Source organism: Shewanella psychropiezotolerans (assembly GCF_007197555.1).
In the GTDB taxonomy this organism is placed as follows: domain Bacteria; phylum Pseudomonadota; class Gammaproteobacteria; order Enterobacterales; family Shewanellaceae; genus Shewanella; species Shewanella psychropiezotolerans.
Genome location: NZ_CP041614.1, coordinates 2,845,404 through 2,861,925, shown reverse-complemented (window position 1 = coordinate 2,861,925; position 16,522 = coordinate 2,845,404). Strand labels below are relative to the sequence as shown.

The 16,522-nt window shown below is 47.7% G+C and carries 11 protein-coding genes and 1 pseudogene; 6 read left to right on the top strand and 6 right to left on the bottom strand.

Annotation, left to right across the window (positions count from 1 at the left end; genetic code table 11):
* Window positions 1–195 precede the first annotated feature (195 nt).
* Window positions 196–1,674, top strand: a complete 1,479-nt coding sequence (gene nhaC, locus FM037_RS12685) for a Na+/H+ antiporter NhaC (RefSeq protein ID WP_144046302.1) — start codon at window positions 196–198, stop codon at window positions 1,672–1,674.
* A gap of 79 nt (window positions 1,675–1,753) precedes the next feature.
* On the opposite strand, the gene FM037_RS12680 is transcribed toward nhaC, so the two are convergent.
* The 6 genes from FM037_RS12680 to FM037_RS12655 all read right to left on the bottom strand — a co-directional run bounded on the left by FM037_RS12680 (window position 1,754) and on the right by FM037_RS12655 (window position 10,939).
* Window positions 1,754–2,809, bottom strand: a complete 1,056-nt coding sequence (locus FM037_RS12680; protein ID WP_144046301.1) for a GlxA family transcriptional regulator — start codon at window positions 2,807–2,809, stop codon at window positions 1,754–1,756.
* An 877-nt stretch (window positions 2,810–3,686) separates the two neighbouring features.
* Window positions 3,687–4,760, bottom strand: coding sequence for a porin (locus FM037_RS12675; RefSeq protein ID WP_144046300.1), 1,074 nt, complete (start codon window positions 4,758–4,760; stop codon window positions 3,687–3,689).
* A 125-nt stretch (window positions 4,761–4,885) separates the two neighbouring features.
* On the bottom strand, window positions 4,886–7,768 hold the full coding sequence (gene gcvP / locus FM037_RS12670) for an aminomethyl-transferring glycine dehydrogenase (protein ID WP_407695641.1): 2,883 nt from the start codon (window positions 7,766–7,768) through the stop codon (window positions 4,886–4,888).
* Window positions 7,769–7,784: 16 nt separating this feature from the next.
* Complete coding sequence (gcvH, locus tag FM037_RS12665) at window positions 7,785–8,171, bottom strand: glycine cleavage system protein GcvH (RefSeq protein ID WP_152830377.1); 387 nt, start codon at window positions 8,169–8,171, stop codon at window positions 7,785–7,787.
* An 88-nt stretch (window positions 8,172–8,259) separates the two neighbouring features.
* Window positions 8,260–9,555, bottom strand: a complete 1,296-nt coding sequence (gene glyA, locus FM037_RS12660; protein WP_144046299.1) for a serine hydroxymethyltransferase — start codon at window positions 9,553–9,555, stop codon at window positions 8,260–8,262.
* Between the two features lie 16 nt (window positions 9,556–9,571).
* Complete coding sequence (locus FM037_RS12655) at window positions 9,572–10,939, bottom strand: L-serine ammonia-lyase (protein ID WP_144046298.1); 1,368 nt, start codon at window positions 10,937–10,939, stop codon at window positions 9,572–9,574.
* Between the two features lie 299 nt (window positions 10,940–11,238).
* On the opposite strand from FM037_RS12655, the gene FM037_RS12650 reads away from it, so the two are divergent.
* The 5 genes and pseudogenes from FM037_RS12650 (at window position 11,239) to FM037_RS12635 (ending at window position 16,405) form a co-directional block, all read left to right on the top strand.
* Complete coding sequence (locus tag FM037_RS12650) at window positions 11,239–11,868, top strand: helix-turn-helix domain-containing protein (RefSeq protein WP_152830378.1); 630 nt, start codon at window positions 11,239–11,241, stop codon at window positions 11,866–11,868.
* Window positions 11,869–12,468: 600 nt separating this feature from the next.
* Window positions 12,469–13,856 (top strand): annotated as a pseudogene (locus FM037_RS12645) (alanine/glycine:cation symporter family protein).
* 78 nt (window positions 13,857–13,934) lie between these two features.
* Window positions 13,935–15,062: a glycine cleavage system aminomethyltransferase GcvT gene (gene gcvT, locus FM037_RS12640; protein ID WP_144046297.1), complete on the top strand. Its 1,128-nt coding sequence runs from the start codon at window positions 13,935–13,937 to the stop codon at window positions 15,060–15,062.
* A gap of 90 nt (window positions 15,063–15,152) precedes the next feature.
* Entirely contained in the window at window positions 15,153–15,347 is a 195-nt protein-coding gene (locus FM037_RS30410; RefSeq protein ID WP_407695640.1) for an FAD-dependent oxidoreductase, read from the top strand.
* Window positions 15,335–16,405: a D-amino acid dehydrogenase gene (locus FM037_RS12635; protein ID WP_407695663.1), complete on the top strand. Its 1,071-nt coding sequence runs from the start codon at window positions 15,335–15,337 to the stop codon at window positions 16,403–16,405. Before FM037_RS30410 ends, FM037_RS12635 begins: the two co-directional genes overlap by 13 nt.
* The last annotated feature ends 117 nt before the right edge of the window (window positions 16,406–16,522 follow it).

The window sequence follows — 16,522 nt, the reverse complement described above, 5'->3', positions numbered from 1 at the left end:
TTCGCTCCGCCATTCATCATTGATTCAGTTATGTTAGGTTCCAGCTCACACAACAAGAAATAAAAAACCAACAATTTACTAATAAGTGTTTAGGATTTTTTTGTTTTACTGACACAAAAGCCATTTGTTTTTCATTAGGAATTTGGTGGTAGCGGAACAATGAATTTGAACACTTCAATGTAAGGAAGCATGTACATGAATAATAATAAGGGTATAAAACCAAGTTTTACGATGGCCTTACTCCCCATTGCTCTCACACTCCTCTTACTCGCTATCCAATTATTTGTATTTAACGATTTTACCCCTCACATTCCTTTGGCTATAGGTATCGGAATAACCGCTATACTTGCGCGGTTCAGAGGGTATAAATGGCACGATATTGAAGCTGGTGTGTTCAATGCCTTACGGATCGCATTACCCTCTATCGCCATCTTAATTACTGTTGGCATGATAGTGGCGATATGGATAGCCAGTGGCACAGTACCAGTATTGATATATTATGGTCTTAGGCTTCTCAGCCCTGAATTGTTCCTTGCGTCAGGCATGCTATTGTGCGCGATTGTTTCAGTATCATTAGGAACGTCTTGGGGGACGGTGAGCACGATAGGTCTGGCATTAGTAGGCATAGGTGCAGGGTTTGATATCCCCATATATTGGACTGCAGGGGCCGTCGTGTCCGGGGCATTTTTTGGTGATAAAATGTCACCATTATCGGATACAACCAATTTAGCGCCCGCAGTGACTGGCGTAAACCTGTTTGATCATATCAAGAATATGGTCCCAACAACTCTCCCCTCGATGCTCATTTCATTATGTATCTATTTATTTGTTGGTTTCTATGTAATTGATTCAAAATCAGTTGATTTTTCAACGATCAACACTATCACTACAGGACTCGAAACTAGCTTTAACCTCTCTCCATGGCTATTACTGCCTCCAGCCATAGTGTTATTTCTCTCTTTAAAACGCATGCCTTCATTACCCTCCTTATTTGCTGGTGTGGTTGCCGGTGCTGTACTTGCGGTGGTTGTTCAAGGTTTCTCTTTACATGAAATTTTTCAATTTATGCAGAATGGTTTCAGTATTCATACCGGTGTAACAGAGCTAGATTCCTTGCTTAACCGTGGTGGCATTCAGTCAATGGCTTGGGTGATCACTCTGGTCATGATTTCACTGGGCTTTGGCGGCGCATTAGAGAGTACACATTGCTTAGAAAGTATTATTGAAGTGATATTAAACAAAACCCGTTCCTTTTTTGGACTGCAGGCAGCGGCAATGGGAACCGCCGTCGTCACTAACCTAGTAGCTGGAGATCCCTATCTATCGATTAGCCTACCGGGCCGAATGTTTGCACCTGCATACATAAAGCAAGGTTACTCTAAGCTTAACCTTTCACGGGCAGTTGAAGAAGGTGGGACCTTAATCTCACCACTTATTCCCTGGAACGCTGGAGGAGCCGTCGTCATTACCGCTTTAGGTTTAGGTATTGCTGACGGTAATATAGAAAATTTACTCTATATTCCCTTGGCGTTTGCCTGTTGGATATCCCCCTTAATTGGACTCTTTTATGCGGCAACCGGACGCTTCTCTCCTAAATTAACCGATGATGAACGAAAACAAATAGATACCGAAGAAACACCAACACAGGGAGTTGAGCCCATTCAGCCTAATTAATGAAACCACAAATCAACGATTAGAATACGTAAAAGCCTCTATTTGATCATGGAGGTTTTTATTGTTAACGACAGATAGCTTAAAAGGGGTCACTGCGATACTTTTTTCGAATTTGACTCGGTGATAATCCAAAATAGGCTTTAAAACAGTGATTGAAATGGGTCGTACTATGAAAACCACTGGCTACAGCTATATTTCCTATCAAATCGTTGCTTTGTAATAATAACCGACGAGCATGTGTGATCCGTAATTCAAGATAATACCGTGATGGTGTTGTTGCTAGATGAGTTTGAAACAAGCGCTCTATGTATCGTCGTGATAATCCCACATACGAACTTATTTCATGGGGCTGTAAAGGCTCCTCAATGTTAGATTTAATTAATTGTAATATATTGCGCAATGTATCGGGAAAAGCCGGATTATCGGCGGCTTTCATTAAGGTGGCTTCGTTATTATTTTCAACTTGATTACACATTAATATTTCGCGAATAGCCCGCACCGTATCACGGCCAAAACAAGATTCAATAAATACGCACATCATCTCCAAGGCACTATTGGGGTCTGCGCAAGTCATATAGTTACCATCTATTTTAAAAACATATTCAGAGAGATAGATATAAGGAAAATGCTCTTTAATAAAGGCATGGTTATCTATATGTACGGAGCAGGCTTTATGATTTAGCAGCCCAGTATGAGCAAGTGCTACGGCTCCATTCCATAAACCGCCTAAAACAATATTTTTTTTATCCAATAACTTCAGTTTTGCGGAAAGATGTACTGATTCATTGAGCGAACTGCGATAACCACCACAAATAATGATCGCATCCATTGATACATAATCATCAATAATCAGATCTTCAATAGTAAAATCTGTCGATATATTTAAATTGAGATCACTTTTAACAGATGAAGAGTACAATCCAAAGGTAGACATGGTAAATAAGGGAGCTGAGCGTACTAGATTGGTCGTGACTAATGTATCCATGGCGGCCGTAAAGGCCATCATGGAAAAATGCTCAAGCAGCACAAAGCCTACTCTTATTGTCTTGCATTTTTCCTCATCTAACGCAATAAATGCACTATTTACATCACGCATAACACGACTAAATTCTCGTTTATCTACTTCTTTTACCATTTTATCAAATCCAGAACATTGAGCAATTTATATGAATAATCGGATAAGCGGCGCCAGTTTCCAGTGTACGAATCAAGTCTAATTTCTTTGCTATATAGTAAGCTATTCACTAGAGGATTGTTCAGGGCCATAACCCCCCTAACTGGCGGCGAGCCTTTAGGAGCTTAGTCAAGTCCCCCTGACCTAGTCTGTCGACGAGTAAATAGTACCTCATTGTCTGTACGATCGTAATAAAATGAAGTTCTTCATCGCTCAACTGTTTATCAGATTTAAGATAGGTTTTTCTATTAATTGATGCCATATCCCCTCAAAATATTGACCACAAAAACGTTCGGCACTTACATGGAGAATTATTACTATAAAAAGCATTAAGTTAATTAGTCAACATCAGTAAAATAATAATTGGACATTATATTATGGGGATTAGTGTTTCAGTCAGTTATCAGGATGTAAATAATAAGAAGTCAACTATTTATATATTACTCAAAAAAGGGTCTTAAAATAGATGGGTATAACCAAGTGATTATCTCCCTTCGCAGTTCAACATGCACATTGCCAGTCTTAAGAAGAGCGATTCGTTGTGAGTAAGCTATCTTGTCTTGAGCGCAGTTAAGGGCAGATGATTAGTGTTATAAATTCATTCGTTAAGCGAGAGGTTTGCTTTATCACAAAAATGAAGTTAATCCGATTAAAGGGGAGTATTAATACATTGATTGAGATAAACCCTATTTTCACACGTATTATCAGTGCCCCTAGTAGATGTTAAACCCGTTTCAGATCAAAAATGAAAAACGAAACTTGAGCCTAATGGCAGCAAGTTCCGCTTTTACAAATAAGCCTGATGACTTATCTTAAGTTTTTCATCGTTAAGCGCTTATCAGAACTTATAGTCAAAATCGTAACGCATACCCACCATGATGGAATCATCGGCGTCTCTGTGTTCGAAATCCGTCTTCTGGTATTCCAGAAACAAACGGAAATCCGCAGTTCCCTGCCACTCTAATGTGGTGTTATAAGCCTTATAATTACCGGAACTGATATCATCGATACCGTCATCAAAATTTGATGCCCCTAACTTGAGCTTATAGATCTCTGTGATGGCGTAAGCGCCGACCAAGTCAAATGTTGAACCACTGACATTATCCACTTCCCTGTCCTGATAGGCCGCAGCCAGATACAAGTCATCAAAGTGCTTAGACACAGAAACACCGTAGGCCGTCTCCTCTTTACCGTCATCTAAGTCTTTACTGTAATAAGCTACGGCTGCGCGAAGCAAGTCACTGTTATAGGCGAGACCCGTGTTGAAAAAATCACTGGCATTGGCATCCTTGTCACCATCAAACTGAGAGTCTACCGAGAAACTAAAGTCACCTAAGTCTTTACGATAGGTCACTAAGTTATTGACCCGAAACGGACTGGCGCTGTCATAGGCCAGTGGCGTTGCGGCGCGGTTGAAGATATCCACGGGATCGGCAATGAAGCGATATTGCGTCGATGACTGCTTACCTATGGCGACGCGGCCAAAACCACCCTTTATTCCCACATAGGCCTTACGTGCCTCACCAAAATCACCATTAGCTTCTATGTTGACCTTGAACTCTCCCTTAGCAAAACCTGTCAGTCCATAGCCCAGTTCCTGCTCTGCCGCGATACCTATCCGGGACAGGGCATCACCCACATCCCAAACATCATCGGAGCCCGACATGGTGACCCCGAAGGTTGGTCGTAAAGAACCATAAAAGTTGATGCTATTAGATAAGCTTTGAGTCTGCTCACTGGCCTTGTCATCAGCCTTGTCTTGATCCTCCAGTGTGGCTAACCGCAGGCGGATCTGATTAAGCTCTGTCTGTAACGCTTCTCTACTCACATCTTCATCATTAGCCTGAAGCCCAAAAGTAGGCAAAGCAATGATCAAAGGAAGTAATACTGTTTTTGATTTTATATTTCTCATTTCTCTTTCCTTAGTACGAGATAAATGCAATGACAGACAACTCAACTTGGCATTACGACGGCAAAGCGCTCTCTGTGAGACTGTATGTAACAGCCTCACAGAGAGTTTAAAAAGGTTGAATAAGCTTAACTATCCCGGTAACTGTCTATGCTGGGGCAACTGCAGATCAAGTTGCGATCGCCATAGACGTTATCTATACGATTGGTACTGGGCCAGAACTTATCCTTGTGGGCATTAAGCCCCGGAAAACACGCCAGCTGCCGCGAATACGGATGATCCCACTGAGCCTCACTGAGATCCCCCATGGTATGCGGAGCATTCACCAGAGGATTATCACTCAGGCTCCACTCACCGCTTTCCACCTTGGCAATTTCAGTCCGGATGCTCACCATGGCATGGACAAACTTATCCAGTTCATCCAATGATTCACTCTCGGTCGGCTCTATCATCAGGGTGCCGGCCACCGGGAACGACATGGTAGGTGCATGAAAACCAAAATCCATCAGGCGCTTAGCCACATCTTCCTCACTGATCCCTGAGCTCTCCTTAAGAGGACGTAGATCTATGATGCACTCATGAGCTACGCGTCCCTCATCCCCCAGATACAGGACAGGATAATGTGGTCGTAGTTTCTCCATCAGATAGTTGGCATTGAGGATCGCAAGCTCCGTCGCCCGGGTCAGACCCGATGCGCCCATCAAGGCGATATAAGCCCAGGAGATAGGCAGAATCGAGGCACTGCCCAGAGGCGTCGCCGACACGGCTCCCTTAGTATTATGAATACCGTGGCCAGGCAAGAAAGGCGCTAGATGAGATTTAACCCCAATCGGTCCCATACCCGGACCGCCACCGCCATGTGGGATACAGAAAGTCTTGTGTAGATTCAGGTGGGACACATCTGAGCCAATAAAGCCTGGCGAGGTCAGTCCTACCTGAGCATTCATGTTGGCGCCGTCAAGATACACCTGACCGCCCGCCTGATGTACCCGCTCGCAAATCTCGCGAATGCCAGCCTCGTAGACACCGTGAGTCGACGGATAGGTGATCATGATGCAAGAGAGTCGCGCTTCATGCATGTCGATCTTAGCCGCCAGATCGTCAATATCCACGTTACCCTTATCATCACAATTAACGATCACTACCTTCATGGACACCATGGCCGCGCTCGCTGGATTGGTGCCATGAGCCGAGCTGGGAATGAGGCAGATGTTTCTGTGGCTGTCACCACGGCTAGCGTGATACCTCTGAATCGCGATAAGGCCCGCGTATTCTCCCTGGGCACCAGAATTAGGCTGCAAAGAGAAGGCATCGTAGCCAGTGACGACTTTGAGCATCTCACTAAATGATTCTGCTATCTCCTGATACCCAAGACTTTGATCTTGAGGCACGAAGGGATGCAGCTTACCCAGCTCAGGCCAAGTGACAGGGATCATCTGCGCCGTGGCATTGAGTTTCATGGTACATGAACCCAATGGGATCATGCCGTGTGTCAGTGAGAAATCTTTATTCTCAAGGGACTTGAGATATCTCAGCATCTTAGTCTCGCTGTGATAGCGATTGAACACCTCGTGAGTCAGATACTCAGACTCACGGATGCAGTTGGCCGGGATGGCGGCAAATTCGTTGGCAGACACCCTGGCATCGATATCGGTTAAACTCTGAGTCTCACCGGTTATTGCTAGCCACAGAGCCTCGACATCTTCAGCCTTAGTCGTCTCATCGAGACTTATTCCCAAAGCATCCGGTAGTAGACGTAGATTCAAGCCAGCCTCGAGGGCGCGCTCATAGATGGCTTGAGTCTGCTCACCCGTCTTAAGTGTCAGGGTATCGAAGAAATGTTCATGAGCCAGCTCAATACCCACACCCTCGAGTCCGGCGGCTAAGATGGCAGTCAGATGATGTACCCGGCGACCTATCTTCTTGAGTCCCACCGGGCCATGGTACACGGCATAAAAAGCAGCCATATTGGCGAGTAGCGCCTGTGCGGTACAGATATTAGAGGTGGCTTTCTCACGACGAATATGTTGCTCACGTGTCTGCATCGCCATGCGCAGCGCGGGTTTCCCCTTACTGTCGATGGACACACCGATCACCCTGCCGGGTATGGTGCGCTTGTACTTCTCTTTCGTCGCCATGAAAGCGGCATGTGGACCACCGAACCCCATCGGCACACCGAAACGTTGGGCACTGCCGATCACCAGATCCGCGCCCATCTCGCCGGGAGACTTGAGTACAGTGAGGGCCAGCAGATCGCTCGCCACCGCCACTAAGGCTTTCTTACTTTGCACCTGAGATATCAGCTGCTGCAGATCTTGTACCTGGCCCGTAGAGCCTGGGTATTGCAGCAAGGCACCGAAAACATCGAGCTCTGCAACCTCAGCCGCCGGAGCCACCTTGATATCGAAGCCAAAATACTCGGCGCGGGTCTTAATCACGTCCAATGTCTGTGGATGCACATCGTCGGCAACGAAAAACAGGTTACTCTTGCTCTTTCCCGCGCGTTTACATAAAGACATGGCTTCGGCAGCCGCCGTCGCCTCATCGAGCAGGGAAGCATTCGCCAGCTCCATGCCAGTCAGATCCATGATCATCTGCTGATAATTAAGTAAGGCCTCGAGTCGGCCCTGGGCAATTTCTGGCTGATATGGGGTGTACGCCGTATACCAACCGGGATTTTCCATCACATTGCGCAAGATGACATTAGGCACATGGGTATCGTAATAGCCTTGACCTATGTAGCTGCGATTGATGATGTTCTTACTGGCAATACTCTTGAGTCTCGCCAACATATCGGCTTCACTCATGGGGCCAGCCAGGGCCATCTCCCCCGGAAGACGAATGTTTTCGGGTACGGTCTGCTCGATAAGCGCCGCTATCGACTCGACGCCGATAGCGTCTAGCATCACAGCTTGATCTTGTTCACCCGGGCCATTATGGCGAGCAATAAACTCATCATCAGTTGCCAATTTCGTGAGTAAACTTAGGGTTTTCATGTCATCTCTAGCCATCTTGTTTGCCTCCTATTTAATCTTCGAGGCCAGCGAGATAACTCTCGTAGCTCATGAGGTTATCCAGCTCTGATGGATCAGACAGCTTTATCTTAGCTATCCATCCCTCATCAAATGGTGAGTCGTTCACCGTCTCAGGGCTGTCATCCAGGACTTCATTGACCGCAATTATCTCACCCGATACTGGCGCATACACATCTGATGCGGCCTTTACCGATTCGATCAAAGAGAAATTCTCCCCGGCAGTAGTGACATCCCCCTCTTCGGGTAACTCCACGAAGACCACATCGCCTAACAGCTCCTGCGCACGCTTTGAGATCCCAACTAACACAGTTCCATCACCATTGTCTTTTACCCACTCATGGGTACCGGCAAATTTATAGTTATTTTCAATTGCGTTCATTGTTGTTATTCCTAGCTTAAATTTACTTTTTATTCAACGATTAATAATATATTTTACATCTTGTTAACTCAGGCTTCATTCGCCAGAGTTATCGATACAAGGGGTATTTCTCGCAAAGTGCCTGCACTTGTTTCAGTACCATTAACTCCACCTCACTATTGTCATCTGGGTTACTGGCTAAACCGTCCAGAACATCGCCTATCCAGTGACCAACCTGAATAAAGTCCTCACGGGAAAAGCCTCGAGTAGTGCCTGCTGGCGTGCCCAGGCGTATTCCCGATGTGACCATAGGCTTCTCGGTATCGAAAGGAATGCCATTCTTATTACAAGTGATACCCGCACGTTCAAGACTCTCCTCCGCCCGGTTACCCTTGAGCCCTTTAGGTCTGAGATCCACTAACATGAGGTGAGTATCTGTGCCTTCGGTGACAATATCGCAGCCTCTGGATTGCAGGGTCTCGGCCATGGCCTTAGCATTTTCCAGCACCCGAGCGATGTAGCGCTTAAATTCAGGTTCTAGCGCCTCGCCCAGCGCCACGGCCTTGGCCGCGATGACATGCATCAAGGGACCACCTTGTAGACCGGGGAACACAGCCGAGTTAATCTTCTTGGCAATATCTTGGTTGTTAGTGAGGATCATGCCACCGCGGGGACCCCTTAATGTTTTATGGGTCGTCGTGGTGACAATGTGCGCATGGGGGATTGGATTCTGATGATGACCCGTAGCCACCAAACCGGCGATATGGGCCATATCTACCATAAGATAAGCCCCCACTTCATCGGCAATGGCCCTGAAACGAGCGAAATCCAGTTCACGGGGAATAGCAGAGCCACCAGCGATAATCATCGCTGGCTTATGCTCTCTGGCCAGGGCTTCGACTTGCTCGAAATCCACCAAACAATCTTCCTGTTTCACCCCATATTGAATGGCATTGAACCACTTGCCAGATTGCGCCGGGCGAGCGCCATGGGTCAGGTGACCACCGGCATCCAGAGACATGCCCAATATCGTATCTCCAGGCTGCAGCAATGCCTGAAAAACCGCGCCGTTTGCCTGAGCACCTGAATGGGGTTGCACATTGACAAATTCCGCACCAAATAAGGCCTTGGCCCTGTCGATGGCCAATTGCTCGACAATGTCAACAAACTCACAGCCACCATAATAGCGGCGCCCCGGATAACCTTCGGCGTACTTATTGGTTAACGAGGTGCCCTGCGCTTCCATTACCGCCTTAGACACTATGTTCTCCGAGGCGATCAATTCAATCTGCTGCTCCTGACGCTGAGATTCCAGTTCAATTGCGCTCTGGATTTCTCCATCCGTGGCAGCAAGACCTGCGCCGAAAAAATGCTCGAGTTCGTGTGAGGTGTACTGGCTTTTCATTATTAAGTTCCTTTAATTAGCAAGCGATAACATTGATGGCCAGGCCACCTTGGGAAGTTTCTTTGTATTTGGACATCATATCCAGACCCGTTTGGTGCATGGTCTTGATGACATCATCCAGATGTACGAGATGTGTGCCGTCACTGAGTAACGCGAGTCGACTGGCATTAATGGCTTTTACCGCGCCCATGGTATTGCGCTCGATGCAGGGAACCTGTACCAGGCCATCTATGGGATCGCAGGTCAGCCCCAGATTATGCTCCATACCTATCTCGGCGGCATTTTCCACTTGTTCAGGAGTCCCGCCCAGCGCTGCGGTCAAACCTGCCGCGGCCATGGAGCAAGCCACACCTATTTCTCCCTGACAGCCCACTTCGGCGGCCGAGATAGAGGCGTTTTGTTTATATAAAAGGCCAACGGCACCTGCCGTGGCCAGGAAGGTCACAATATCTTGGTCTTTATCTGACTTAAACTTGATAAACCAGGCGAGTACGGCGGGAATCACCCCGGCGGCGCCATTGGTGGGCGCGGTGACCACACGGCCACCGGCGGCATTTTCTTCATTGACGGCCATGGCATAGAGGTTTACCCAGTCTAAGGTGTCGATACCACCTGGCTGACTACAGCCCTCCTCATCTAGTGCCAGCAGCCTTTGATGCAAATTTTTCGCACGTCGTTTAAGCTTTATGCTGCCGGGTAAGACACCGTCTTGCGCTAAGCCCCGCTCAATGCAGCCGGACATCACCCGCCACAGAGAGAGTAATTTATATTCTGACTCAGTTTCGCCTAAGGCTGCCTCATTAGCCAAGGTTATCTCGGCGATAGAGAGTCCGCTTTGACCACAATGCTGTAACAATTCACGAGCACTGGAATAAGGATAAGCTAAGCTTGAGCTTATCGTCTGTTGTGGGTCATCTTCCCCAACCACAGCGCCGCCCCCGACAGAGAAGTAGGTTCGGCTCAGCACGAGTCCCCCCTCTGCATTCAGTGCTTTTATTGTCATGGCGTTGGGATGTTCTGGTAGTGAGGTGTGGTAATGAAAGATGAGGTCTTCTTCCGATGAGAAATAGATCCAACGTTTACCCGACAAAGGCAGCTCACCGGTATCTTTAACCAAGGCCAACAGACCGGGAATATTATCTGCATCGAGGCACCCGGGCGATTCAGCCATCAAACCCAATACACAGGCATTATCTGTAGCATGACCTTTTCCTGTGAGTGCCAGAGAGCCAAATAACTCGACTCGCACTTTATCTACTTCTTGCAACAAATCTTGAGTCACCAGTTCTTTCGCGAAACGATTCGCGGCGACCATAGGGCCTACCGTGTGAGAACTCGATGGTCCTATGCCAACCTTAAATAAATCGAAAATACTGTGAGCCATAACTAGGGGTCTCCTGAGGATGAATGTCTTGATCCCGATCACATTTACAACATATCAGGCTTGTTTTTCATTAACAACAAAAAAGTTTCCTATTGGAAACTTTTTATCGGTAGTGAATAATTATGCAGTCTAGAACAGATGAGATAAATCCCCTGTAAAACCTGATACAGAGGAATAAGTGAGCGATTTACACAGAAGAACCAGAGCTGATAAACGTGAATATCCCTCATCTCGGTTCATGAAGCGCCGGGAATATGCAACAATGAGTCAATTCAAGATAATATAAGTCGATTTATCCCATGATTGAGAACGGTGTTACCGATGTTTATCCCTCTATCGCCCTAACAAGAAGTGAAGGTGGCGAGAGTAAAGTAGGTTCCGTAAACATAGGTGAGCAGCTCAAGGCCATCAGAACCAAAAACAAACTCACCCTGGAAGAGGCCAGCAAACTCACAGGATTAGCCAAGTCCACTCTATCTAAAATTGAGAATGAGCAAATATCACCGACCTTTATGGTGATGCAGAAGTTGGCGGCCGGGCTGGAGATTGACCTGCCTCAGCTGTTCACTAAACCTAAAACGGTGCTGGCAACCGGACGCAGAGACATCACAAAGGCGGGAGAGGGAAAACAACAGCTCACTCCGACCTATGAGCATGAACTACTCTCCACTCAACTGAGTAACAAGAAGATGCTGCCCTACAGGACCTGTATTCACTCTCGTTCATTCGACGAATACAAGGATTGGGTGCGCCACGAAGGCGAAGAATTTCTCTATGTGCTAGAGGGACAGGTGCAGTTGCTCACGGAATTTTATGAGCCAGCGACCTTATCCGTGGGTGACTCGGCTTACTACGATGCCACCATGGGTCATGCCGTAATATCACTCAGCGAAAAAGATGCACACATTCTGTGGATCACCTCTGCTTAATCCATGTGAATCTCGCGACATGACTTAACGCCCCTTGCCAAGGATCCGGCTCGGGCCAGGCGGTCCTGCACATCCCGACAAACAGAAGCCTCAGCGACACTCCATAACTCATCAGCCAGCTTTCCCGAAACTCAGTCTATAATGCCCTAGTGTTTACGCTTTAGTCGCTAAACTTAATGCCTTCCTTACTTTAGTGAACACGTTTCTTACTTGCCTGTTTGTTCCCCATATACCAAATACCGCTTCCATTTATTCCTAAACCCTCTATTTCCACGTATCCCTATCCCTTTAGGAATAAACAATCACTTTTTTTGGAAAATAATTTCAAAATTGAATTAAGTTTAATTTAAGAAACACAAAAAAAATTTGATTGATTTATAGCTTATTGCTCAGCAAGTTAGAGCAACAATACATGTTGAACTGCTAAATTAACGAAAATTAAACCTTGAATGTTTTCTCTAAATTGACTAATTTTTTTCCTATTGGAAATTTATCCTAACAAAATGCTAACGTTTCCGATGATTGACGCAGTAATAAAAAAACCAAATAGAAGCAGCTTGGATGCTTACTAAAAAATTATAAAAAAATGAAGAGGTTATCGTGGAATCTATTACAAGTGCACTATCTTACATCAATGGAATTGTCTGGGGAATTCCCATGTTGGCCGTTATTCTCGGCGTGGGTTTATTTCTGACAGTCGGCCTCAAGATGATGCCGATCCTGAAACTCGGCAGCGGATTTAAACTGCTCTGGAGTGGACGGATCCCCAGCAAAGACAAAAACATCAAGGGAGAAATCAGCCCGTTCAACGCCCTAATGACTTCACTGTCAGCCACCATAGGCACAGGTAATATCGCTGGTGTCGCCACGGCCATCTTCCTCGGCGGCCCCGGCGCCCTTTTCTGGATGTGGTGTACCGCATTGGTGGGTATGGCGACTAAGTTTGCCGAAGCCGTACTGGCGGTTAAATACCGTGAAGTGGACGCAAATGGCAACTTCAGCGGCGGCCCCATGTATTACATCAAGAACGGCCTCTCCAGCAAGTGGGCCTGGCTAGGCACTGCATTCGCATTATTTGGCGCCATCGCAGGTTTTGGCATAGGCAATACGGTACAAGCAAACTCGGTAGCTAACGCCTTAGATGTCAACTTCGGCATTGATCCCTGGATCACAGGCCTGATCATGATGGTATTGGTTGGCTTAGTACTCATGGGGGGATCAAACGTATCGCCGATGTCGCAGGTAAGCTGGTCCCCTTGATGGCTACCTTCTACATAGTCGCAGGTATCATAGTGCTCGCCATCAATGCATCTGAACTACCAGCAGCCTTAACGCTGATCTATACCAGTGCATTTACAGGTACGGCGGCCGAAGGTGGATTCGCCGGTGCAGCGGTATGGGCAGCGATCCGATTCGGTGTGGCCCGTGGCGTATTCTCCAACGAAGCAGGTTTAGGTAGTGCCCCCATAGCCCACGCGGCAGCGAAGACAAACGACCCTGTCGCTCAGGGTCTGGTTGCCATGCTAGGTACCTTCATCGACACTTTAGTCGTGTGTACTATTACGGGCCTCGCCATCGTCGTATCCGGCGAATGGACCAGTGGCCAAACTGGTGCGGCGCTCACTTCGGCCGCCTTCTCCAGCGCCATACCTTACGGCAACTTTATTGTCGCCATTGCCCTGTCCGTCTTCGCCTTCACCACCATCTTAGGTTGGAGTGTATATAGCGAAAAATGTGTGCAATACCTGCTCGGCCCTAAAGCTGTGATGCCATTTCGTGTCCTGTGGATCATCGTCGTGCCAGTTGGCGCCGTAGGATCATTAGAGTTCATCTGGTTATTGGCCGACACACTTAACGCCATGATGGCCATTCCCAACCTGATCGCCTTAGTACTGCTTAGCCCAGTGGTGTTCAAGTTGAGTAAAGAGTATTTCCAAGCTAAGAGCCGCATTGATGAAGACGATAACAGTGCAAAAGAACCAGGTTAAGGCTAGTCACGCCGCAAATTTTATTTCATCACCTATATAAAGATAAGCCCCGTTCGCGGGGCTTCTTTGGAGCCAAAAATGACACAAGAAGTACAAGACTTATTAAAAACCCCATGTTTCGATCTACATGTGGAAGCGGGAGCCAGAATGGTGCCCTTTGCAGGCTATGAGATGCCGGTTCAATACCCATTGGGAGTCAAGAAGGAGCATCTGCACACCCGGGCCTCTGCAGGCCTCTTCGATGTGTCCCATATGGGACAATTGCGTCTTCATGGCCCCAACGCTGCTAAGGCACTTGAGGCTCTGGTACCTGTGGACATATTGGATCTTCCCCAAGGTAAGCAAAGATACGCCCTGTTCACCAATGATGAAGGTGGCCTTCAGGACGACCTCATGGTGAGTAATTTTGGCGATCATCTGTTCCTTGTGGTCAATGCCGCGTGCAAAAACCAAGACATCGCACATCTGCGCCAGCACCTACCAGATGATGTAGAGATAGAAATCCTCGAAGACCGGGCACTGCTAGCCTTACAGGGGCCACTCGCAGCACAAGTGCTGGCACGGCACATTCCCTACACCGCCGACATGGTCTTCATGGATTCCAGAGTACTCAAGTTCGATGGCGTCGATTGCATCATTGGCCGGGCTGGCTATACCGGAGAAGATGGCTTCGAAATCTCTATCCCAGCCGAGCATGCCGACAGGCTGACACGTCTACTCCTCAGTGAGGCTGAAGTCGAGTGGATTGGACTGGGCGCACGTGACTCTTTGAGGCTCGAGTCTGGCCTGTGTCTGTATGGACACGATATCGATACCAGCACCACACCGGTTGAAGCCAGCCTGCTTTGGGCCATCAGCAAGGCCCGCCGCGCAGACGGAATTCGACCGGGCGGTTTCCCCGGTGCTGAGATAGTATTGGAGCAGATAGCCACCAAAGCTGTGAGCCGCAAGCGCGTAGGTATGATTGGACTAGGTAAGGCCCCCGTGCGCGAAGGCGCTGTCCTGTACAATGAGCAAGATCAGGAAATAGGCATTATCACCAGCGGCACCGCCGGACCAAGCTTCGGATCTCCCATCGCCATGGGCTATGTAGCCAAGGAGTTTGCCAGCTTAGACACCTTAGTGTTTGCCGAAGTTCGTGGTAAGAAGATGCCGATGAAGATAGCCAAAATGCCATTCGTTGAGCAGAGATACTATCGAGGATAAATGCTACAGAGGCATAGATAAATCCTGTACACTCGACTCAGTTATTTGAGTCGAGCCCTCTGAATGTAGCGAGTTTCATTAAGGAATGTTATGCAGGTTATTGTACTCGGTGGTGGCGTCATAGGCTTAACATCTGCCTGGTATCTGGCTCAAGCCGGACATGAAGTCACAGTTATCGACCGTCAATTAAACAGCGGTGAAGAAACCAGCTTCGCCAATGCGGGCCAGATCTCCTACGGTTACTCCTCCCCTGGGCCGCACCAGGTGTTCCTATTAAGGCACTGAAGTGGCTTATTCAGAAACACGCTCCCTTAAAAATAAAGCCCGGCATGTCACCAGACCTTTATCTGTGGGCAAGTAAAATGCTGGCAAATTGCAACCAAACCAGCTATCAGCTCAATAAATCACGCATGTTACGTGTGGCCAATTACAGCCGGGACTGCTTAATCGAGTTACGGCAACACCATGCCATCGACTACGAAGGTCGCCAGCAAGGTACCTTACAGGTGTTTCGCAGTCATGCCCAGATAGACGCCGTCGCTAAAGACATCAAGCTACTGCAGGAGAGCGGCACCCGGTATCAGGAGCTGGATGTTCAGGCCTGCATTCAAGCAGAGCCCGCATTAGCGCATGTCAAAGAGAAACTCGTCGGCGGTTTACGCCTACCCGACGACGAAACCGGAGACTGTTACCTGTTTTGCCAACAGCTGGTGACCTTGGCTAAACAGGCCGGAATCAGCTTTAAATTCGGCGTTGAAATCTCAGGGCTCAAGCGCACCGATGGCAAGATAAGTTCGGTATCTACCAGTGCCGGCGAGCTAAAAGCCGATGCCTATGTGGTCGCCTTGGGCAGTTACTCCGCCGGCCTACTCGCCCCGTTAGGTTTGTCTGTACCTGTCTACCCGGTAAAAGGCTACTCGCTGACACTCCCCATCACTGATGAGAAACTCGCGCCAATATCCACAGTGATGGATGAGACCTATAAGGTCGCCATCACACGTTTTAATCAACGAATTCGCGTGGCAGGAACCGCCGAACTCTCAGGCTATAATCTTGACTTGAGTGAGCAACGCAAAGAAACCATAGCCATGGTGGTTAATGATCTGTTCCCCGGAGGCGGTGATATAGGCAAGGCCGAATTCTGGACCGGACTTAGACCCATGACACCAGATGGCACCCCTATCATAGGTAAAACACCTATCCCTAACCTGTTTACCAATACCGGACACGGTACTTTGGGCTGGACCATGGCCTGTGGCTCAGGAAAATTGCTAGCCGATCGAGTCAGTGGCAGAACGCCTGATATCGATCCCCAAGGCTTAGATATCTTCCGCTACTCATGACCAGCTTAAGGTTCTGTTCTGTTTATTCTTAATAAAAGAATTGAATAGAAAAACATGTAAACAGTAAGTACAAGAAAGAGTAAAACGGACACGAGTGTGCTCGTGTCCGTTTTTTAT